This window comes from Bacillus sp. PK6-013, from assembly GCF_054161445.1.
This window is the reverse complement of sequence record NZ_CP096417.1, coordinates 1,396,448-1,416,486: the sequence shown is the minus strand read 5'-3', so window position 1 is coordinate 1,416,486 and position 20,039 is coordinate 1,396,448. Positions and strand designations below refer to the sequence as shown.

The following is a 20,039-nucleotide window of genomic DNA, read 5'->3' as shown; positions in this document are numbered from 1 at the left end:
CCCTCCTTTTAGTATACTGTTTCTTTGAAAAAGAATCCGGTATCGATGCTGCGGTTTGCAGGCTGCAGCTGTTCAATCCGCTCGATCCATTCTTCTTTCTTGTCTTCGTATGCTTCTCTGTCTGCGATGCAAAGATCGATGGCTTCGCGGTACATGGCCGTTACCTCAGTCATGTATTCGACCGATTTTAAAATCCCTTCAATTTTAAATGAATCGACGCCGGCATCGATTAAATCCTCAAGCTCATCAATGATGCAGACGTCATTCGGACTCATGATGTGCGTGCCGTTTTCGTCTTCGAAAATCGGATATTTGTTACCGCGTTCTTTATCATGAAGATACATGCCTTTTTCTTTTTTCTTTCCTTCGATATCCATGACTTTTCCCTGGTATTCAAAATAGTTGCCGATCAAGGAGCGCTTTGACTGGAACATACATGTCATGCCGTGAACCTGAATTTCGATCTCGACTTCTGCTTTCTCTTTAATCTCAACGATGCTGTCCATGTTGAGCTCTCTTGCGAGCACCGCGCGCTTCGCGCCCTTTCGCCCCCAATAGTTGCAGGAATAATGGTTGGTTGCGGTCGTTTCCGTATTCCAGTGAAGTTTCATATTCGGCGCTGATTCCCGTGCAGCCATAAGTACAGCGGGATCGCCGAAGACAACCGCATCGGCGCCTGCCTCTGCCAAGAAAGAAAGGTAGTCATTCAGTTCTGGCACCCGGTCATTGTGAAAAATCGCATTCACGGCAACATATACTTTTGCGCCTTTTTGATGAGCCTGAATGATGGCTTCTTTTACTTCCTCTCTGGAAAACTCCCCGGCTAAACGCAGACCGAACCTTTGTTCACCGATGATAAACGCATCGGCGCCCGCCTCTGCCAAAGGCTTAATATCCGAAACAGCCGTCGGCGTCACAAGCAGTTCAGGCTTTTTCATATCCGTTCACCTCTTTTTTGACTGACGGCCAATCCGTCGCCCACAGGCAGGATCGCCGTGTGGTAGTCAGGATGCTCCATCAGCCAATGATTGTAATGATCTATTTTCGATACAAGCTTTTTGATGCGCTTGTTTTCGATCTGATTGTAATCTGATGCGACAAGGCCTTTGAAAAGGACATTGTCAGTAAAAATGATGCCGTCATCGGCGAGCATTTTTTCATATATACTGAAAAACTTCTGATACTGGCCTTTTGCGGCATCGATAAAAAGCGCATCATAAGGAGCCATCGATTGAACGGCATCCGATTCGCTGAGCGCATCGCCGAAGAACACGTGAATTCTGTTTTCAAGCTGGAATGACCGGATGTTTTTCAACGCTTCCCGATACCTGTCTTCATCGCGCTCGATCGTAAAGATTTCAGCTTCGGGAAGGGCAAGTGCCATCCGAATCGCCGAATAACCGATGGCGGTACCGATTTCAAGAATTTTTTTCGGATTTTTGAGTGAAAGAAGCTGCAGGAGCACTTCGATTCCTGTCGGTTCCATAATGGGCACGCCATGCTTTTCGGCATAGGCCTCCAGTTTCATAATTTCAGCCGGCCTTTGCTTCAGCAGCTTTTCAAGATAGCCGGTCAATTCTTCGTGTCCAATCTTCACGGGCAGATGGCCTCCCTTTCATAAAAAAGAGCCTTAGGTCAGATGTGCAGCACTCTCCTAAAGCAGTCGACTGTCTTTTCTCAATAAACAACCCGATATATTTTATCATAAAACCGTTGTATTTGCGAATAAAAGGAGAGTAATTTTCACTCTCCTTTTTCCTCGTCCTGTGTGTTCGTAATGTATTTTGCTTTTGCTTTATTGTGTTCTTCAAGCGTTTTTGTAAAGACGACTTCCCCATTTTTCTTTGCAAGGAAATAAACATAGTCTGTTCGCTCCGGATTTAATGCCGCTTCCCAGGAGCTCTCTCCCGCGTTAGCAATCGGCCCAGGCGGTAGACCGGCATGTTTGTACGTATTATACGGGGAATCCGCTTCAAGGTCTTTGTACATGACACGGTTTTTATGCTCCCCAAGCGCGTATAAAACGGTCGGATCCGTTTGCAATGGCATGTTTTTGCTGATGCGGTTGTAAAAGACGCTTGAGATTTTGTGCCGGTCCGCTTTTTCGGTAGCTTCTTCTTCAATTAACGAAGCCATCGTCAAGGCTTTGTGGACGGACATCTTTTTGTCTTTCATCTGCTTTTCATACTTTTCAGCCAGCTGATCTGTTTGTTTGATCATCGCTTCGATGATTGCGTCCAGCTTCGTCTCAGGGTCGTAAAACGGATATGTCGCAGGATACAGGTATCCTTCAAGCGGATGCTTGATATTCTTGTTTAGCACGTCATCGGTGATCAGTTTCGGATACTTCTGTTTTAATCGGCTGATGAATTCGCGGTCATCCAGCTTTTTCATAATGTCCGCTGCCGAGTAGTTGGTTTGTCCGGCGATGATAGCTGCGATTTCCTGGAGCTGTCTTCCTTCAGGAACGGTAATTTTAAATGCCGGTACATGCGAAGCGCTCGTCAGCTTTTTGACCATGCCGGCCGCATCCATCGACTGGCTGAGCTGAAAGTTCCCCGCTTGAAAGCCGGAGGCATTTTTAAATTTCACATAAGCGATAAATACTTTTTCGTTTTTAATTAGGTCCTCTTTTTTCAGTTTGGCGGCGATGGACGTAACGGTCGATCCTTCCGGAATATAGACGCTGACCGTTTTTGCATTATTTTTATCGACCGGTTCGAGCGCCGATTTGACGTAGAGCGAAACAGCGCCTGCGGTTAAAATCAGCAGAACCGCGACCACAGTCAGCCAAAACTTTATTTTATGTTTAAGGAGTCTTTTTATAAACGGTTTCTTTGTCTGATCTTCAAACATTGGTGTCCTCCTCTCCTCCCATGGTATATACTACATGATTCGTTATCATTCGGCAATTTATTACAAAATGTTTTAATAAAAAAAGCCGCCTGTCGGCAGCAGGGCGCAAATGATTGCAGATGCCCATTTAAAAAATGACAAAATCCTAAAACGGTTTAAGTTTTAGGATTTTGTCAAGCGGTTCAGCCGCTGCTTTATTCTTCTTCGTCTTCATCCGCTAAAAACGTGTTCAGCGTCTCTTCGATCATATCCCACTCTTCTTCTGTTTCAATCGGCATCAGTTCGCCGTCTTCTCCGGCTTCATTCGGTACGAAGCTTGAAGCATGGATCTCGATCTCTTCCTCATCCTGTGCTTCAACCGGATAATAAAGCACGTATGACTTGTTAAACTGATCGCTGTCAAATGTGAAGAGCACTTCACACAGCTGTTCGTTTCCTTTGTCGTCTACAATCGTAATGTTTTTTTCTCCGTGTTCCATCTTATTCACCTCATGAGTTTAGGCTGTCGAGATATCCTTGAAGGATCATCACGGCCGCCATTTTATCTATTACTTTTTTTCTTTTCTGCCTGCTTACATCTGCTGAAATCAGCATTCTTTCGGCCGCCATTGTCGAGAGGCGCTCGTCCCAAAGCACGACGGGAACTTGAAACGTTTCTTCAAGCACTTCCGCGAACTTCTGGCTCGCCTCCCCCCTCGGGCCGACGGTTCCATTCATGTTTTTGGGAAAACCGAGTACAATCTTGTCAATGACATAGTCTTTCGTCAATTCGGCGAGGCGGTTCAAGCCGTAGTCACCGCCCGCCTCGTCGATTTTAATCGTTTCTATCCCTTGAGCCGTCCAGCCCATTTCATCGCTCAACGCTACGCCGAGCGTTTTCGAACCTAAATCCAGACCTAATATTCGCATGCTTGTTTACGCCTCTTTATGCTGTTCTAAGTACGATTTAACCAATTCTTCGATTATCTCGTCTCTTTCTATTTTCCGAATCAGGTTACGTGCATCTCGATGCCTTGGAATGTAAGCGGGATCTCCTGATAGCAGGTATCCGACAATTTGGTTGATCGGGTTGTAGCCTTTTTCCTGAAGCGCATCATGGACGGTTATCAGCACTTCATTTACATTGGTTTCCATCGAATCGTCGGAAAAGTTAAATTTCATCGTCTTATCAAATGAGCTCACCGTTTTGCACCTCTTTCCCAAATTCGCAGGCAAAGTTTCAGCCTGATTACCTTCTAATCACCATTCTACACCACAACGGCTATTTATAAAACGGATTTTACCCATTCTTCCGCAGATGCTAATGCTTCAGCAAGCCGCTCAGGCTGTTTTCCTCCCGCCTGCGCCATGTCTGGACGGCCGCCTCCGCCGCCTCCGCATGCTTCTGCGACTTGCTTGACAAGCTTGCCTGCGTGGAAACCCCGCTCTATTAAATCTTTTGTAACTCCGGCGGAAATATTCACTTTTTCGTTTTGAACCGCCCCGAGAACGATGACGGCTGAGCCCAGTTTCGCCTTCAGATCGTCAACCATTGTGCGCAGGTGATTCATATCTTTGGCATTCACTTTTTCTGCGAGCAGTTTGATTCCGTCAATTTCTTTTACTTTTTCTAAAATCTCTCCGGCTTCTTTATTTCCCAGTTTCGCCAATAAAGATTCGTTTTCTCTCTGAGCTTCTTTCAGATCAGACTGGAGCGCCTCGATCCGTTTCGGCACTTCCTTCACATTGGTTTTCAGGACTTCTGCCGCCTGCTCGAGAAGCTCCAGTTTGGCGTTCATCTCTTCATAAGCGCCCTGCCCAGTTACCGCTTCGATTCTGCGGGTGCCGGCCCCGATGCCTGATTCGGACACGATCTTAAAGAGACCGATTTCAGCCGTGTTTCTCACGTGGCAGCCTCCGCACAGCTCGATGCTGTAGTCGCCAACTTGAACGACGCGGACGATGTCTCCGTATTTTTCGCCAAACAGCGCCATGGCTCCCATCGCTTTCGCTTCATCAATCGGTTTTAAGTCGATTTGCACAGGAATCGATGCCCAAATTTTCTCGTTCACTTTTGTTTCTATTTGTTCGAGTTCTTCCTTAGTCACCTGTCCAAAGTGAGAGAAGTCAAAACGCAGACGGCTGTCAGTGACTAGCGAGCCGGCCTGGTTGACATGCGTACCGAGCACATCTTTCAGCGCCTGATGAAGCAAATGTGTCGCGGTATGGTTTTTGACGATGTCTTTTCTGAGCCGCTCCGTGACTTCTGCGGTCACGCTCATGCCTCTTTTAATTGCGCCGCTTTCCACGATCCCTTCATGCAGGTTCTGGCCGTTCGGCGCTTTTTTAACGTCTGTGACGCGAATCGCGGCATCCCCGCTTTTAACCCAGCCTCTATCACCGATTTGCCCGCCGCTTTCAGCATAGAACGGGGTTTTTTCCAGGATAAACTGAACTTTCTTGCCTTCTTGAACGAGGTCGGCAAGTTCCCCGTCTTGAAGAAGCTCGGCGATTTTCGTTTCCGTTTTGATATCGGAATAGCCGATGAATTCGCTTTTTGTCATGATATCGCGGAGAGCGCCGCCTTGAACCTGCATGCTGCCGACGTCCTGGCGCGCCTGCCGGGCCCGTTCGCGCTGCTTGTCCATCTCGCGCTCAAATCCGTCATGATCGACTTCCATGCCTTCATCTTCGGCGTATTCTTCGGTCAGTTCAACAGGGAATCCATACGTATCATACAGTTTAAAGACATCTTCCCCGGAAATGATGCGGTTTCCTTTTGCTTTTTCCTTTTGAATCACTTCTGAGAGAATCACCAAGCCCTCGTGCAATGTTTCATGGAAGCGTTCTTCCTCTGTTTTGATGACTTTCGCGATAAAGTCCGCTTTTTCTTTGACTTCGCCGTAGAATGCGGCCATGATGTCGGCAACTACCGGCACGAGCTCATACATAAACGGACTGTTAATATTGATGGACTTCGCATAGCGGACAGCGCGGCGAAGCAGCCTTCTGATGACATAGCCGCGCCCCTCGTTTGACGGAAGCGCTCCGTCGCCGACCGCAAACGCAGCCGTTCGAATATGGTCGGCCACAACCTTAAATGCCGTATCTTTTTCAGCAGATGTGCCGTACTTTTCTCCTGAAATGGCTTCTGTCGCCTTGATGATCGGCATAAACAAATCCGTATCATAGTTCGTCTTGGCATCTTGAATAACAGATACCATCCGTTCAAGGCCCATCCCCGTATCGATGTTTTTCTTCGGAAGCGGTGTGTATGTTCCGTCAGGATTGTGGTTGAACTCGGAGAACACAAGATTCCATACTTCAAGGTAACGCTCGTTCTCCCCACCCGGGTAAAGTTCCGGATCAGACGGGTCATTTCCATAATCTTCACCGCGGTCATAGAAAATTTCGGTATTCGGTCCGCTCGGGCCTTCGCCGATATCCCAGAAGTTTCCTTCCAGTCTGATGATCCGTTCCTCAGGAACGCCGATTTTTTTTGACCATAATTCATACGCTTCGTCATCTTCCGGATGGACCGTGACTGACAGCCGTTCGGGATCGAAGCCGATCCATTTTTGATCGGTTAAAAATTCCCATGCCCACTCGATCGCTTCTTCTTTGAAATAATCGCCGATCGAAAAGTTCCCGAGCATTTCAAAGAACGTATGGTGGCGGGCTGTTTTCCCGACATTTTCAATATCGTTCGTCCTGATTGATTTTTGAGCGTTGCAGATGCGCGGATTCTCCGGCACAACCCGTCCGTCAAAATATTTTTTCAGCGTCGCAACTCCGCTGTTGATCCAAAGCAGGGAGGGATCTTCATGCGGAATAAGAGAGGCGCTCGGTTCAACGGCATGCCCTTTTTCTTTAAAAAAATCTAAAAACATTTGGCGCACTTGTGCGGATGTCAATGTCTTCATTATTTTTTTCCTCCTTTAAATGATGCACATGCAAATTAAAAAGCCCCCGCCCTATGCAAACAACGTTTACACAGGGACGAGAGCTCCTCTCGCGGTACCACCCTGATTATGGGCGTAACAAAACGCCCATCACCTTGATATCCGAATAACGCCGGATGAAGACGGCAGGTTTTCGCCTGCACTCAGGATTAGCTTCTACTGATCTTCTGTTAAAGCTCTTTCACCGCAATGGAGCTTCTCTCTATAAAACAGGGCTTCAGTATACTCGGATCCGTCAATCGAGATACGTATGTATGTCTATTTCGAAATTATAGACAACGGAAGCCGTTATGTCAAACTTCTGCCGCTCACGCTTTTCTTGCCGCTAAAAAATGGACGAGCATCACTTTGATAACGGCCATGACAGGCACAGCCAGAATCATGCCGATGATGCCGGCAAGCTCCCCGCCCGCCAGCAATCCAAGCATAATGACGACGGGATGCATATGCAGGCTTTTGCCGACGACAAGAGGGCCGAGAATATTGCCTTCGATAAACTGCAGCACCAAAATCGTAATGATCACCACGAAAACGAGCCTCGTCGATAAAGCGGCAGCTACCATAACGGCGGGAATCGCGCCGATGACGGGACCGAAATACGGGATGACATTTGTCGCGCCGATGACAAGGCCGAGGATCAGCGGATAGGGCAGGTCAAAAAACCAAAATGACAGGCTCGCTCCCAAGCCGATGACAAGACAGACAAAAAGCTGGCCTCTGATGTAGTCTCCAAGAGAATCATCGACATCGCGGATGAATTCGCTGCCTCTCGCCCTCCATGAAGAAGGCGTCAAATACCATACCGCCTTCTTCATCGTATCAATATCTTTCACCATGTAGAATACTAAAAAAGGAATAATCGCCGCCACGAGCATATAATCAAAAACGAACCGGATGCTTCTGATCGTCCGTTCTACCCAGCTTGCTACGAATTCCTCCGTCTGATTGACGAACCTGTCGATCCTGTCGTGCATGCCGTCGGGCCAGCCGTCTGTATGATGATGCAGCTGATCCAGCATGCTTTCGTAAGATGCGGCAAGAAACGGAATTCCCTCTGATAGCTCTGTCAGCTGTTTAATAAGGATCGGCACCCCTTTGTAAAAGGCGTAGCCGAGACCGGCAAAAAACAGAACATAAATCAGCAAAATACTCAATGTTCTCGGCACGCCGGCCCGGTGTATCTTTTCAACGACAGGCAAAAGCAGATAGGTGATAAAAACCGCAATTACAAGCGGGATCAGAATCGACTTCAGCAGCACGCAGACAGGCTCCCAAATCATTCTCAGCTGCAAAAAGATATAGACGGTTAATAGCAAAAGCATGAAGATCGAGACCCACATTAAAAGCTGCAGCGGTTTTTTCAGCATTTTTTTCACCCCTTGTTAGCTTTTGATTTCTGCTTGTAATTATTCCCGAAGAAAAAAGGGACACCCTTTTAAGGGTATCCCTTCTGCTTAAAACATTTTCATGACGCGTCTTCTCAGCTTTCTCATGTTTCGCTTGTTCATCATATCGTTCTGAGACGCCATGTAGTACATCAAAGCCCCGGCTCCTAAAGAAATGAGAGAAGTCATTGTACGATTCAACTTTCTAACCTCCATTCAAAGGTTAATCGTTCGTTCGTCATCTGAAAACAGATCGTCCAGGCTGCTCAATGTTCCGTCCTCTTCGACTTGATGAGTCGAAATTTTTCCTTTTGAAAGGGTCAGCTCAATAAAGCATCCCCAGCAGTAATATTGATTTACACCGATTTTGCCGATGTTTTTGCTTTTGCAATTCGGGCAAACGAGCATTTGAACACACACCTCTTATTCGTTCAAGACGATTGTGCTTCTGCCTACTTCAAGCGGTTCCCCAGATGAGTGAATCTGCTTTTTGTCGCCTGACAAATCGGCAAAAAAACCGTCTGATAGTTCATATGCTACGATTATGCCCGTGTCGGAAGAAAAGTATACATCTTCCAGCATGCCCAGCGTATCTCCTGCTCCGTTTTTGACCATTTTTTGTTTCATCTGGTCATAAGAAAGACTCTGCTTCGGAATTTGCATCGGCTTGAATTCGGTGAAATCAACATATACGCTGTCACGTCCGATTTCGGTGACAGCGGGAAGCGGAAGAAGCGAACGAGGATTGTAAAAGCGCCGCTTCTCTTCCATAATCAATCCGAGACATGTCCCTTCATTGGAAAAACAGATATCTGTTACCACCCCAAGCGGGAGAGAAGATTGTCTGTCGTAAACATTGAGTCCTTCCAGCTCATTGCATGTTCTCAAAGTGTGATCAACCACCTTTTTACGAACATTCTTATGATCTGCTGTTGCGACGCGACTCATACGATGAAATGGATTCCATGAAAAACACTTATTCTGCTTCCTTTTCCATAAAATCAAAAGGTGTAATGCCTTCCATCCCGATATTGGCGTCATAGACGCTAAAAGGCAGCTCTTTTTGCAGCGCCATGAGCTCTTCATCCTCTTCATGCGCCGCCTGCTGAAGCCTTCTTTTAAGCGATGTCTGCCTTTCCGATGATTCCTTATTTTTCACGCCCCATTCAAGGGCCTCCTCTTCCCCGCACAAAATCAGGAATTTCTTGCTTCTTGTGATGGCCGTGTAAAGCAAGTTCCTTCTCAGCATCCGGTAATAGCTTTTGACAACCGGAAGGATGACGATCGGAAATTCGCTGCCCTGCGATTTGTGGATTGAACAGCAATAGGCGTGCGTAAATTGGTTAAAATCTTTTTTTGTAAAGGTGATTTCATTCCCGTCGAAAGAGACGACGGCCATATCTTCTTTTTCCGTATTTTCTTTTGCATAAAAAATCGAGACGATCTCACCCATATCACCGTTAAACACGTTGTGTTCCGGCTGGTTGACGAGCTGAAGCACTTTATCCCCGGTACGGTACACGACATCGCCGTACTTCATTTCCCTGCCTTTCGGCTTCGGGGGATTCAGGATGCCCTGCAAAAGCGCGTTTAACTCGTTGATACCGGCTGCTCCCCTGTACATCGGAGCCAAAATCTGAATATCCCTGGCCGAATACCCTTTTTGCAGCGCGTTTTTGACGACTTTTTCGACGACTTCTTTAATCTGCTGCTGGCGGCAGCGAATGAAAGAACGGTCTTTTGTCGGCGCGGTCAAGTTTTCCGGAAGCTTTCCTTGTTTCATTTCATGCGCCAGTTCAACGATGGAAGAGCCTTCAGCCTGCCTGTAAATATCGGTTAATCTGACAGAAGGAATGACATTCGATGCCAAAAGATCCCTCAGCACCTGTCCGGGACCGACGGACGGAAGCTGGTCTTCATCTCCGACCATGATGACCTGAATCCGGTCGGGAATCGCCTTGAACAATTGGTTGGCGAGCCATATATCAAGCATGCTCGTTTCATCAATGATGAGCAGCCGTCCGTCAATCGGATTGTCTTCATCGTGCGTAAATCCTTCGGCTCCATTCCAGCCGAGAAGCCTGTGAATCGTTACGGCCGGCAACCCGGTCGACTCGCTCATCCGCTTAGCGGCCCGGCCGGTCGGTGCTGCGAGCACAAACGGAAACGTTTCATCCTTTTTGTAATCAGCCGGATTTAAGCTTAAGCCGTGCAGCTCACTGTACAACTCGACGATTCCCCTAATGACGGTCGTTTTCCCGGTTCCCGGTCCGCCTGTCAAAAGCAGCATCGGCGACATCAGCGCTTTTTGAATCGCTTCTTTTTGACTTGGCGCGTACTGCACTTTCATCCGTTCTTCAAGCTCCCCTAAAGCGAGCAGGAATTCCGATTCGGGAAACTGGTCATCGTATTCGGTCTGTCCGGCGATTTTCTGCACCCTTTTGGCAAAGCTTTGTTCAGCGTAGTAAAGGGACGGATAATAACACCTTTCATCTTCAATGAACAGCTCTTTTTGCTCCCCTAAAGAAATGATCGCGTCCGCCACATCCATCTCGGTTACTTTTTCATCACCTGCAGACTGGTTTAACAGTTTTTGCGTCTCGATGATGAGCTGTCTCGTGTCTATGTATGTATGCCCTTCTTGAAGGCATGTCGCTTCAACCGTGTATAAAATCGCCGCCTTGATCCGCTCTTCATGTTTGCCTGAGATCCCCATTCTGCCGCCCAGTTCGTCCGCCTTGATAAAGCCGATTCCTTCGACATCCTTGACAAGCTGGTACGGATTTTCGCGGATTTTATCAAGCGTTTCCGCTTCATACGCCTGATAAATTTTCATGGACAGCTGGGGGCCGAAGCCGAATTCGCTCAAGGAGATCATAATCTGTTCGAGCCCCTGATGCTGCTGCAGGGCAGCGGCAAGCTTATCCGCCTTTTTTTTGGAGAGCTTCGGAACATCATACAGGACGGCGCCGTTGCTTAAAATTTTGTTGATCGCACCTTCCCCAAGCTTATTAACAATTTCCTCGGCCGTTTTTTTGCCGATTCCTTCAAATAAATCGCTGGCCAAGTATTGGATCACGCCTTCTTTCGTTGTCGGCACTTCTTTTTTAAAATGATCCGCTTGAAATTGCAGGCCAAATTTCGGATGGGAGGCGGTTTTTCCGTAAAAAGTGTAGATATCGTCTTCATGGATCAAAGGAAAGTAACCGGTGACAGAAACGGTTTTGTCTTCAAAAGACTCCGATGTTTCTTCCACTTTTACCTTTAATACGGTATACAGGTTTGTTTCATTATGATAAATGACAGCCGCAACCGTTCCTTTTACAAATGAAGCTTCTTCCATTTCAATTTGGTCCGGGTTATGGCGCTGCATCACTGTTCTCCCCCTCTCCATTCAAAATCCGTTATGACGGCCCTTGATCAATCAAGCTTCTTCCAAAAGCTGCTTGGCGCGAATGCTGAGCATATGGTCCGGCTGAATGTCCAGCGCCTTGTTCAGCATGGCAAGCGCGGTTTCCCGATCTTCCTTAAACGCATAGGCAACGCCTAAATTATAAAAAGCATCTGCATGGGACGGATCGCGCTCTGTTACATTTGAAAACTCCGTGATCGCTTCGTCCAGCATCCCTTCATTGGCAAGGCACATTGCGTATTGAAAACGGGCTTCGACATCCGTATCGTTCAGCTCAGCGGCCCTTTGCAAATACGGCATCGCGAGCTTCGGCTGCTCAAGCTTCACAAGCGTCGTCCCGAGCATATAATATAAGTCGCTGTTTTCCATGCCCGTCCGATGCGCTTTTTCAAACATGTCCTTCGCTTCTTGATACCGTTCTTTCATGACATAGACATTCCCGGCTCCATAATAAGCTGCTCCCGCTTTCTCGTCCAAAGCAGCCGCCCGGTCGTAAAACTTAAGCGCCCTGTCCAGTTCCCCGACTGCCGAAAGCAGATTGGCAAAGTTGATATAAGGCACCGGATCGCCGCTGTTTTCATCAATTGCCTTTGTAAAGGCTTCTGCGGCTTTTTCAAAGTCGCCTTTTTGCATAGCATCTATTCCAATTTGATTGTAATCCAAAAGCCCTCTCCCTTTCACGAACTATTTTAAAAAGGCCGCCGACATTGCCGGCAGCCGTTCGAGAAGCTCCGGGGTGTTATCCAGAGCCCCGGTTTTATACATACCAAAGTTGTTGTCCGTCTTTAAACACATCATCAATCGTTCCGCCGCCTAGGCATTCTTCACCTCTGTAAAAGACAACCGCTTGTCCCGGCGTAACGGCGCGGACCGGCTCTTTAAAGACGACCTCTGCTTCATCTGTCCCGGTCATTCTGACAGTGACTTCGTGATCGGCTTGGCGATAGCGGAATTTGGCCGTGCAGTTGAGCTCTTCTTCACCGCCGAAGACGCCGTCATGCACAAAGCTTACGTTTGTCGCCGTGATCTTATCGGAGAAAAGAAGCGGATTGTCGAATCCTTGGTCAACATACAAGATGTTTTTTTCAAGGTCTTTACCGACGACGAACCAAGGGTCTCCGCTTCCGCCGATGCCGAGGCCGTGCCTTTGTCCGATCGTATAGTACATTAAACCGTCGTGGCGGCCTTTGAATTCGCCTTCCATCGTCCGCATATCTCCCGGCTGTGCTGGAAGGTACTGGCTGAGAAACGTTTTGAAGTTCCGTTCTCCGATAAAGCAGATGCCTGTGCTGTCTTTTTTGGAAGCTGTCGCAAGCCCCGCTTCTTTTGCGATTTCCCTGACGCGGCTTTTTTGAAGCTCGCCGATCGGAAACAGCACTTTGCTTAACTGCTCTTCTGTCAGCTGGTTAAGAAAATAGGTCTGATCTTTATTTTCGTCCAGCCCTCTGAGCATTTTAACACGTCCGTCCGTACGGTCGACCCGCGCATAGTGGCCGGTGGCCAAATAATCGGCTCCAAGCGACAAAGCGTGCTCCAAAAAGGCTTTAAATTTAATCTCTTTGTTGCACATCACATCCGGGTTCGGCGTTCTGCCCGCTTTATATTCATCAAGGAAATATTGAAAAACCTTTTCCCAATACTGCTTTTCAAAATTTACCGCATAGTACGGAATTCCGATTTGATTACATACCTTTATAACATCTTCGTAATCTTCCGTCGCTGTGCAAAAACCGTTCTCATCTGTGTCATCCCAGTTTTTCATAAAAATTCCGATGACATCATAGCCCTGCTCTTTCAAAAGCAAAGCCGCCACAGAGGAATCAACGCCTCCGGACATTCCGACGACCACCCGTGTATCTTCAGGCCGCTTCGTCATTTTCATCAACTCCAATAAATCAATTCAAAAACTTGTCCTTTCAGATCATATCATCATTTTCGGGCAAGATGCGAATCTTTAGCTCGGAGCGTCGCTTCCCGGCACTTATGACAGGCGCTGAACAATTGCCGCAAGTTCTTTCGCGGCCCGCTCCACCTGCTCCTCTGTATTGCCAAAGCCGAAGCTGATCCGTATGGATGACGTCAGCCGGTCATCTTCCTCGCCAAACATGGCGGAGAGAACATGAGACGGAAGCACAGATCCGGCCGTGCACGCCGATCCGCTCGATACTGCAATTCCCGCCATATCGAGATTAACGAGCAGCGATTCAACAGATACTCCCGGAAAATACAGATTTAAAATATGCGGCAGGCTGTGCTCTCTGCTGCCGTTCACATCGAAGGAGACGCCATCTGCTTTCAGCGTACGAATGACGATGTCTTTAAACCGGCGGTAAAGCGCCGATTTTTCTTCTCTTTCCTGACCTGACAGCAAAACGGCTTCACCGAGTCCCGCGATTCCCGGGACATTTTCCGTTCCCGCCCGGCGTTTGCGTTCCTGCTCTCCTCCGAAAAGCAGCTGGCTGAGCTTCACCTTTTCGTTGACGTATAAGAAGCCTGTCCCCTTCGGCCCGTTCAGTTTATGTCCGGAGACTGACATCATATCGATGCGGCTTTTTTGCACATCAATCGGCAAAAAGCCGAAGGCTTGTACCGCATCTGTATGAAACAGCGCCCGATGGTCTTTTAGCAGATCGCCGATCTCATCTATCGGCTGAATCGTTCCCACTTCATTGTTTCCATACATTACCGTCACCAGGATGGTATCGTCCCGCAGCGCGTCTTTCACCTGCTCAGCGGAGATTCTTCCGCTTTCGTCGACATCAAGATATGTGATGTCAAATCCCATTTCTTCAAGCCTGTTGCACGTATGCAGAACGGCGTGGTGCTCGATCTTTGTCGTGATGATGTGGCGGCCCTGCTGCTCTCTCGCCAGCGCGGTTCCGAGAATCGCCATATTGTCGGCTTCGGTTCCCCCGCTCGTAAAAACGATTTCATTGGGATGCGCTCCGATTTCCCGAGCGATCATCTCCCTCGTGCCGTCAAGCCATTTTCGGCTCTCCCTCCCAAAGGAATGAATGCTTGAAGGGTTTCCGAAGTTTTCCGTTAAGTAAGGCAGCATTTTTTCCACTACCCGTGGGTCAGTCGGAGAAGTCGCTGCATGGTCTAAGTAAATCCGTTCCATCCTACCATTACACCTCGATCTTAAATGTAAAACATATACGCTTCTTGCTCGCCCTCTGTATAGCTGGCCAAGTCTTCAAGCGTCGTGGAGTCCAGCACTTCCTTGACAGCGTCGCGAATCTTGATCCACAGCTCGCGCTTTGCCGGCTCCTCATTTTCAAGTACTTCCACCGGGCTGATCGGTCCTTCCAGAACGCGAATGATATCGCCCGCCGTAATCGCCTCAGGCTCGTCACCCAGAATATAGCCGCCGTACGCGCCGCGGATGCTTTTCACAAGCCCTGCGTTCCGCAAAGGTGAAACAAGCTGTTCCAAATAATGTTCCGATAAATCGTTTGTCTGAGCAATACTTTTCAAAGAAGTCGGGCCTTCCCCATGCTTTTTAGCAAGCTCAATCATAATCGTCAGCCCGTATCTGCCTTTAGTTGATATTTTCAAAATAAACACCTCTAACCTATAATAAATCATGCCTTCAGGACGAAGGTACTCGGCGTTTTTCGCAGGACGCGAAAGCTCTTAGCCGAGTCTCCTTTTCTCACCAGGACAAAGCTACTCGGCGTTCCTCGCAGGACGCGAAAGCCTTTAGCCGAGTCTCCTTTCTCACCAAGACGAAGCACTCGGCGTTCCTCGAAGGAGGAAAAAGCACGCAGCCGAGTCCCGTTCGGACGCAGGAGGCGTCCGGCACATCCTAACAAGGCATAAGCCGTTCTCCAAATGAAATTACCGGTGCAAGCCGGCTGTTGGTTTTTAAGCATCTGTTATATATTAAAAACTCGGTTAAGGCAAGGTTCCAGCCTTGCCCTTCTGATAGATTACAGGTTATTATAGCACACTTTATATAAACTTTCATTTTCGGCCCTATATTCAGCTTGCCATATTCATTTCTTTTCTAATCGTCTTTTTTCCGTTACTCTATAAAAAGAATACATTCGGGAGAGATCAATCATGAAACCACTCGCATTTCGAATGCGCCCTACAAAAATCGAAGAGGTTCTCGGCCAGGATCATCTGGTCGGAGAAGGAAAGATCATTCATCGGATGGTGCAGGCCAAACACCTCTCATCGATGATTCTGTACGGCCCCCCGGGCATCGGCAAAACGTCGATCGCCACGGCGATTGCCGGCAGCACAAGCATCGCTTTCCGAAAGCTGAACGCTGTCATCAATAATAAAAAGGACATGGAAGCCGTTGCCGCCGAAGCCAAAATGTCGGGGCAGGTCATCTTAATCCTTGATGAAGTGCACCGGCTTGACAAAGGCAAGCAGGACTTTCTCCTTCCGTATTTGGAAAACGGCATGATTATTATGATCGGGGCGACGACAGCCAACCCGTACCATGCGATCAATCCGGCGATCAGAAGCAGAACGCAGATTTTCGAGCTGCAGCCATTAGACTCTGAACAAATCAAAGCGGCCATTAAACGGGCACTTGAGGATGAACACAGAGGCCTCGGTTCGTATGATGTTGCCCTCGACGATGAAGCCCTTGACCATATGGCCCGCGGCTGCGGCGGCGATGTCCGCTCCGCTTTGAATGCGCTCGAGCTTGCCGTATTGTCCACAAAGGAAAACAGCGAAGGAACCATCCGCATTACATTGGAAATCGCAGAAGAATGCCTGCAGAAAAAAAGCTTTGTCCACGACAAAGATGGAGACGCGCATTATGATGTCATTTCCGCTTTCCAAAAATCGATCAGAGGCTCTGACGTCAATGCGGCACTTCATTATCTGGCAAGGCTCATTGAAGCGGGGGATTTGGAAAGCCTTGCACGGAGGCTGCTTGTTATCGCCTATGAAGATATCGGCCTGGCGAGTCCGCAGGCTGGAGGAAGAACGCTTCAAGCTATTCAAACGGCGGAACGAATCGGATTTCCGGAGGCAAGGATTCCGCTCGCCAACGCCGTGATCGAGCTTTGCCTGTCTCCTAAATCAAACTCGGCGATCCTTGCGGTTGACGAAGCGCTGTCAGACGTCCGCTCCGGAAAGATCGGCGATGTGCCGAACCATTTAAAAGACGCCCATTATAAAGGAGCCGCAGAGCTTGGCAGAGGCGTCGAATACAAATATCCGCACAATTACGAGAACGGCTGGGTCAAACAGCAGTACCTGCCTGATCCGCTGAAAAACAAAGTTTACTATCAGCCGAAGCAGACAGGAAAATTTGAGCTCGCGCTGAAACAAGTATATGACAAGCTGATGAAACAAAAATAATAAACAGCCTGTTCCCTTTTCATATGGGGAACAGGCTGTTTATTCTTACACTGGCTTTAAAGGATGACAAAATCCCAAAACGGCTTTTAGTTTTGAGATTTTGTCAACAATCTTAAACGACAGCACCGTTGCCGTCATTTTTGTATTACTTATCTTTCACCCTTTTGATCGGGATATCTTTCAAAAGCTCCATGATCACATGGCCGCCCATGATCAAGCCTGCGACTGACGGAACAAAAGCATTCGAAGACGGCGGCATCTGCGCTTTGCGAATTTTCGCTTCGTCATTTCCGACGATTTGGCGTACGTCTTCGCGGATCACGATCGGGCTTTCGTCAGAAAAGACGACTTTAATGCCTTTCGTAATGCCTTCCTTGCGAAGCCTCGTCCGGATGACTTTTGCAATCGGATCGGTGTGGGTTTTTGAAATATCGGCCACTTGGAACCTTGTTGGATCTGTTTTATTGGCCGCTCCCATGCTTGAAATGATGTTGATGTCCCGCTTCAGGCACTCTTTCATTAAGTGAATTTTATAATGAATCGTATCTGACGCGTCGATTACATAATCCGGTTCATAAGCAAAAAACTGTTCATACGTCTCTTCGGTATAGAACATTTTTAAAGCGATGACATCACACTCAGGATTAATATCGGCGATTCTCGCTTTCATTAAGTCAACTTTCGGCTGTCCTACCGTTGAAAGTAAAGCCGGCAGCTGACGGTTGACATTGGTGATGTCAACATCGTCTTTATCGACCATCACGATTCTGCCGACACCAGAACGGGCGAGCGCTTCCGCGGCGAAAGAGCCGACCCCGCCGACGCCCAAAACGGCGACCGTGCTGTTTTTTAAAATATTTAAACCTTCTTTTCCAATCGCTAATTCATTGCGTGAAAACTGATGTAACAAGAATCTCACTCCATCTTTATTAACAGTTACCGATAGTATCTTATCATAATCGGGTGATTAAACAAGCGGTCTATTTCATTTTCCCGTCATATTTTTTCGCTTCGCCTCATAGATTATCCTATGTATGGCCGAAAAAGGCCTTTTCAAGCACAAAAAAAGTCCCGATTGTGCCGTTGTCGTATTCCTTCGTTTTGATCCCGCTCTCGGCAGGTGGGTGTTCTGTTCCAAACTTTGCAAGTCCTCCTGAGCACACGAGTGATAAGAGGCATTTGCTCCATTTGGAAACGTCGAACTCCCAAGTAAAAAAATGTTCGGTCAAAACTAGGTGTACAACAAACACATCAGGACTTTATTTGTTAAAAATGATATCATACGTCCCTTTGATTTTCAATGGGATGTACAGCCGTATATTTTACAATTTACTGTCGAACTTTGCGGTTGATTGACAGGTGCAGCTCATCGAGCTGGGCGCTGTCCACTTCGCTAGGTGCTTCCATCAACAAACAGCTTGCGCTTGCCGTTTTCGGGAATGCGATCGTATCTCTCAGGTTGGTGCGGCCGCTGAGCAGCATCACAAGCCGGTCAAGGCCGAGCGCGATTCCGCCGTGCGGGGGAGCCCCGTATTCAAACGCTTCAAGCAGGAAGCCGAACTGCTCTTTCGTCTCTTCCTCAGATAGACCCAAAAGCGCAAACATTTTCTCCTGAACATCTTTTTCAAAAATACGGATTGATCCGCCGCCCAGCTCATAGCCGTTTAAGACAAGATCATAGGCTTGCGCTTTCATGTCTTCCGGATTCGTGTCGACCAGATCAAGGTCTTCCCGGACAGGCATCGTGAACGGGTGGTGTGCCGCATAGAAACGTCCTTCTTCTGAATCATACTCAAGAAGCGGCCAATCAACGACCCATAAAAAGTTGAACAAGCTTTCATCGATCAGATTCAATTCTTTTCCGAGCTTTAAGCGCAGCGCGCCGAGCGCGTCATTGGCGACTTCCAGCCGGTCTGCGACAAAGAGGATGAGGTCCCCTTCCTTCGCGTCAAGCGCTTCAATGAGCACCTGCTGTTTTTCGTCCTGGAAGAACTTCGCAATCGGGCCTTTCAGTCCGTCCGCTTCGGCTTTCAGCCATGCCAGCCCTTTCGCCCCGTAGTTTGCGGCGAATTCGCCGAGTGCGTCAATGTCTTTCCGCGAATATTTAGATGCAGCGCCTTTAACGTTTATCGCTTTAACCGCGCCTCCGTTTGCCACAGCTGACGCAAACACTTTAAAATCGGAATCCTTTACGTTTTCTGATACATCGGTCAAAAGCATGTCAAAGCGGGTATCCGGTTTGTCGGATCCGTAAAGGTTCATCGCATCCTGATATGACATTCTCGGCAGCGGCAGAGAAATGTCCACACCGTGCGTTTCGAGCATGACTTTCGCCATCATTTCTTCAGCGAGCTTCATGATGTCTTCCTGGTTCATAAATGACATTTCGATATCGATCTGCGTAAACTCCGGCTGGCGGTCGGCGCGCAAATCTTCGTCCCTGAAGCAGCGGGCGATTTGATAATAGCGGTCAAAGCCGGACACCATCAACAGCTGTTTGAAAAGCTGCGGAGACTGCGGCAGCGCGTAAAATTCTCCTTCATGGACGCGGCTCGGCACGAGATAGTCGCGCGCTCCTTCAGGCGTTTTTTTTGTCAACACCGGTGTTTCAATATCGATAAAGCCGTTGTCATCAAGGAAGCTGCGGACGGCTTTTGTAACGTTATGCCGCATTTTTAAGGTGTTGAACATCTCCGGTCGGCGCAAGTCGAGATAGCGGTGCTTCAACCTGATGTCTTCAGACACTTCTGAAGCCTGGTCGCTGATCGCAAAAGGCGGCGTTTTGGCCGCACTCAGCACATTGACCGATTCCGCCTGGATTTCGATTCTCCCGGTTTTCAAGTTCGGATTGACTGTTGCTTCTTCACGGGCAACGACTTTTCCTGTAATGTCAAGCACATATTCGCTGCGGATGCTTTCAGCTGTTTCAAGGGCGTCTTTGGAAACGTCGGGATTAAATACAACCTGCACAATGCCGGTGCGGTCTCTCAAATCAATAAAAATCAAGCCTCCGAGATCGCGTCTTTTTTGAACCCATCCTTTTAAAACGACGGATTCTCCGATCGCCTTCTCCGTTATTTCGCCACAATAATATGTTCGTCCAAACAAAGCGGT

Annotated in this window: 19 protein-coding genes and 1 other RNA gene; 1 reads left to right on the top strand and 19 read right to left on the bottom strand. The window is 48.1% G+C overall.

The features are described 5' to 3' along the window. Positions 1–8: 8 nt before the first annotated feature. The 16 genes from M1E03_RS07180 to cymR all read right to left on the bottom strand — a co-directional run bounded on the left by M1E03_RS07180 (position 9) and on the right by cymR (position 15,152). Positions 9–938 (bottom strand): peptidase U32 family protein, encoded by a 930-nt coding sequence (locus M1E03_RS07180; protein WP_023855373.1) that lies wholly within the window; start codon positions 936–938, stop codon positions 9–11. Continuing rightward, positions 935–1,597, bottom strand: a complete 663-nt coding sequence (locus M1E03_RS07175) for an O-methyltransferase (protein WP_020452393.1) — start codon at positions 1,595–1,597, stop codon at positions 935–937. Before M1E03_RS07175 ends, M1E03_RS07180 begins: the two co-directional genes overlap by 4 nt. 146 nt (positions 1,598–1,743) lie before the next feature. Then, positions 1,744–2,856 carry an endolytic transglycosylase MltG gene (gene mltG / locus M1E03_RS07170; protein ID WP_016885527.1) on the bottom strand — a complete coding sequence of 371 codons (1,113 nt, stop codon included), beginning with the start codon at positions 2,854–2,856 and terminating at the stop codon, positions 1,744–1,746. A 194-nt stretch (positions 2,857–3,050) separates the two neighbouring features. After that, positions 3,051–3,335, bottom strand: coding sequence for a DUF1292 domain-containing protein (locus M1E03_RS07165; RefSeq protein WP_016885528.1), 285 nt, complete (start codon positions 3,333–3,335; stop codon positions 3,051–3,053). Positions 3,336–3,345: 10 nt separating this feature from the next. Then, on the bottom strand, positions 3,346–3,765 hold the full coding sequence (ruvX, locus tag M1E03_RS07160; protein ID WP_003183918.1) for a Holliday junction resolvase RuvX: 420 nt from the start codon (positions 3,763–3,765) through the stop codon (positions 3,346–3,348). A gap of 6 nt (positions 3,766–3,771) precedes the next feature. Beyond that, a complete protein-coding gene (locus tag M1E03_RS07155; protein WP_003183920.1) occupies positions 3,772–4,038 on the bottom strand; it encodes an IreB family regulatory phosphoprotein in 267 nt (88 codons plus the stop codon). Positions 4,039–4,121: 83 nt separating this feature from the next. After that, a complete protein-coding gene (gene alaS, locus M1E03_RS07150; RefSeq protein ID WP_103749538.1) occupies positions 4,122–6,758 on the bottom strand; it encodes an alanine--tRNA ligase in 2,637 nt (878 codons plus the stop codon). A 347-nt stretch (positions 6,759–7,105) separates the two neighbouring features. Further along, the gene (locus tag M1E03_RS07145; RefSeq protein WP_023855376.1) at positions 7,106–8,164 is read right to left on the bottom strand and encodes an AI-2E family transporter; all 1,059 of its coding nucleotides are present in this window, start codon (positions 8,162–8,164) and stop codon (positions 7,106–7,108) included. An 87-nt stretch (positions 8,165–8,251) separates the two neighbouring features. Further along, positions 8,252–8,383, bottom strand: coding sequence for a YrzQ family protein (locus M1E03_RS07140; protein WP_003183926.1), 132 nt, complete (start codon positions 8,381–8,383; stop codon positions 8,252–8,254). 15 nt (positions 8,384–8,398) lie between these two features. Next, the gene (locus tag M1E03_RS07135) at positions 8,399–8,590 is read right to left on the bottom strand and encodes a hypothetical protein (RefSeq protein WP_016885531.1); all 192 of its coding nucleotides are present in this window, start codon (positions 8,588–8,590) and stop codon (positions 8,399–8,401) included. A 15-nt stretch (positions 8,591–8,605) separates the two neighbouring features. After that, entirely contained in the window at positions 8,606–9,070 is a 465-nt protein-coding gene (locus tag M1E03_RS07130; protein WP_023855377.1) for a PRC-barrel domain-containing protein, read from the bottom strand. A gap of 88 nt (positions 9,071–9,158) precedes the next feature. After that, positions 9,159–11,555, bottom strand: coding sequence for an SF1B family DNA helicase RecD2 (gene recD2 / locus M1E03_RS07125; RefSeq protein ID WP_458110797.1), 2,397 nt, complete (start codon positions 11,553–11,555; stop codon positions 9,159–9,161). A 51-nt stretch (positions 11,556–11,606) separates the two neighbouring features. Further along, a complete protein-coding gene (locus M1E03_RS07120; RefSeq protein WP_025811062.1) occupies positions 11,607–12,257 on the bottom strand; it encodes a tetratricopeptide repeat protein in 651 nt (216 codons plus the stop codon). A 94-nt stretch (positions 12,258–12,351) separates the two neighbouring features. After that, the gene (mnmA, locus tag M1E03_RS07115; protein ID WP_039072892.1) at positions 12,352–13,470 is read right to left on the bottom strand and encodes a tRNA 2-thiouridine(34) synthase MnmA; all 1,119 of its coding nucleotides are present in this window, start codon (positions 13,468–13,470) and stop codon (positions 12,352–12,354) included. A 105-nt stretch (positions 13,471–13,575) separates the two neighbouring features. Beyond that, positions 13,576–14,715 carry a cysteine desulfurase family protein gene (locus M1E03_RS07110; RefSeq protein ID WP_079289161.1) on the bottom strand — a complete coding sequence of 380 codons (1,140 nt, stop codon included), beginning with the start codon at positions 14,713–14,715 and terminating at the stop codon, positions 13,576–13,578. Positions 14,716–14,735: 20 nt separating this feature from the next. Further along, positions 14,736–15,152, bottom strand: coding sequence for a cysteine metabolism transcriptional regulator CymR (gene cymR, locus M1E03_RS07105; RefSeq protein ID WP_023855382.1), 417 nt, complete (start codon positions 15,150–15,152; stop codon positions 14,736–14,738). Between the two features lie 507 nt (positions 15,153–15,659). On the opposite strand from cymR, the gene M1E03_RS07100 reads away from it, so the two are divergent. Then, on the top strand, positions 15,660–16,925 hold the full coding sequence (locus M1E03_RS07100; RefSeq protein ID WP_023855383.1) for a replication-associated recombination protein A: 1,266 nt from the start codon (positions 15,660–15,662) through the stop codon (positions 16,923–16,925). 145 nt (positions 16,926–17,070) lie between these two features. Here M1E03_RS07100 and M1E03_RS07095 read toward each other — a convergent pair whose 3' ends face one another. From M1E03_RS07095 to aspS, 3 genes are all read right to left on the bottom strand, one after another. Further along, positions 17,071–17,835: a tRNA threonylcarbamoyladenosine dehydratase gene (locus M1E03_RS07095; protein WP_025811059.1), complete on the bottom strand. Its 765-nt coding sequence runs from the start codon at positions 17,833–17,835 to the stop codon at positions 17,071–17,073. 154 nt (positions 17,836–17,989) lie between these two features. Next, positions 17,990–18,186: non-coding RNA, 6S RNA (gene ssrS, locus M1E03_RS07090), on the bottom strand. Between the two features lie 68 nt (positions 18,187–18,254). Further along, complete coding sequence (aspS, locus tag M1E03_RS07085) at positions 18,255–20,033, bottom strand: aspartate--tRNA ligase (protein WP_023855386.1); 1,779 nt, start codon at positions 20,031–20,033, stop codon at positions 18,255–18,257. Between the last annotated feature and the right edge of the window lie 6 nt (positions 20,034–20,039).

Coding starts and splice junctions, on each gene's coding strand:
- M1E03_RS07145 (WP_023855376.1), bottom strand. CDS start 8,164: ATGCTGAAAAAACCGCTGCAGCTTTTAATGTGGGTCTCGATCTTCATG.
- M1E03_RS07100 (WP_023855383.1), top strand. CDS start 15,660: ATGAAACCACTCGCATTTCGAATGCGCCCTACAAAAATCGAAGAGGTT.
- M1E03_RS07165 (WP_016885528.1), bottom strand. CDS start 3,335: ATGGAACACGGAGAAAAAAACATTACGATTGTAGACGACAAAGGAAAC.
- M1E03_RS07180 (WP_023855373.1), bottom strand. CDS start 938: ATGAAAAAGCCTGAACTGCTTGTGACGCCGACGGCTGTTTCGGATATT.
- M1E03_RS07135 (WP_016885531.1), bottom strand. CDS start 8,590: ATGCTCGTTTGCCCGAATTGCAAAAGCAAAAACATCGGCAAAATCGGT.
- alaS (WP_103749538.1), bottom strand. CDS start 6,758: ATGAAGACATTGACATCCGCACAAGTGCGCCAAATGTTTTTAGATTTT.
- mnmA (WP_039072892.1), bottom strand. CDS start 13,470: ATGACGAAGCGGCCTGAAGATACACGGGTGGTCGTCGGAATGTCCGGA.
- M1E03_RS07110 (WP_079289161.1), bottom strand. CDS start 14,715: ATGGAACGGATTTACTTAGACCATGCAGCGACTTCTCCGACTGACCCA.
- ruvX (WP_003183918.1), bottom strand. CDS start 3,765: ATGCGAATATTAGGTCTGGATTTAGGTTCGAAAACGCTCGGCGTAGCG.
- mltG (WP_016885527.1), bottom strand. CDS start 2,856: ATGTTTGAAGATCAGACAAAGAAACCGTTTATAAAAAGACTCCTTAAA.
- recD2 (WP_458110797.1), bottom strand. CDS start 11,555: ATGCAGCGCCATAACCCGGACCAAATTGAAATGGAAGAAGCTTCATTT.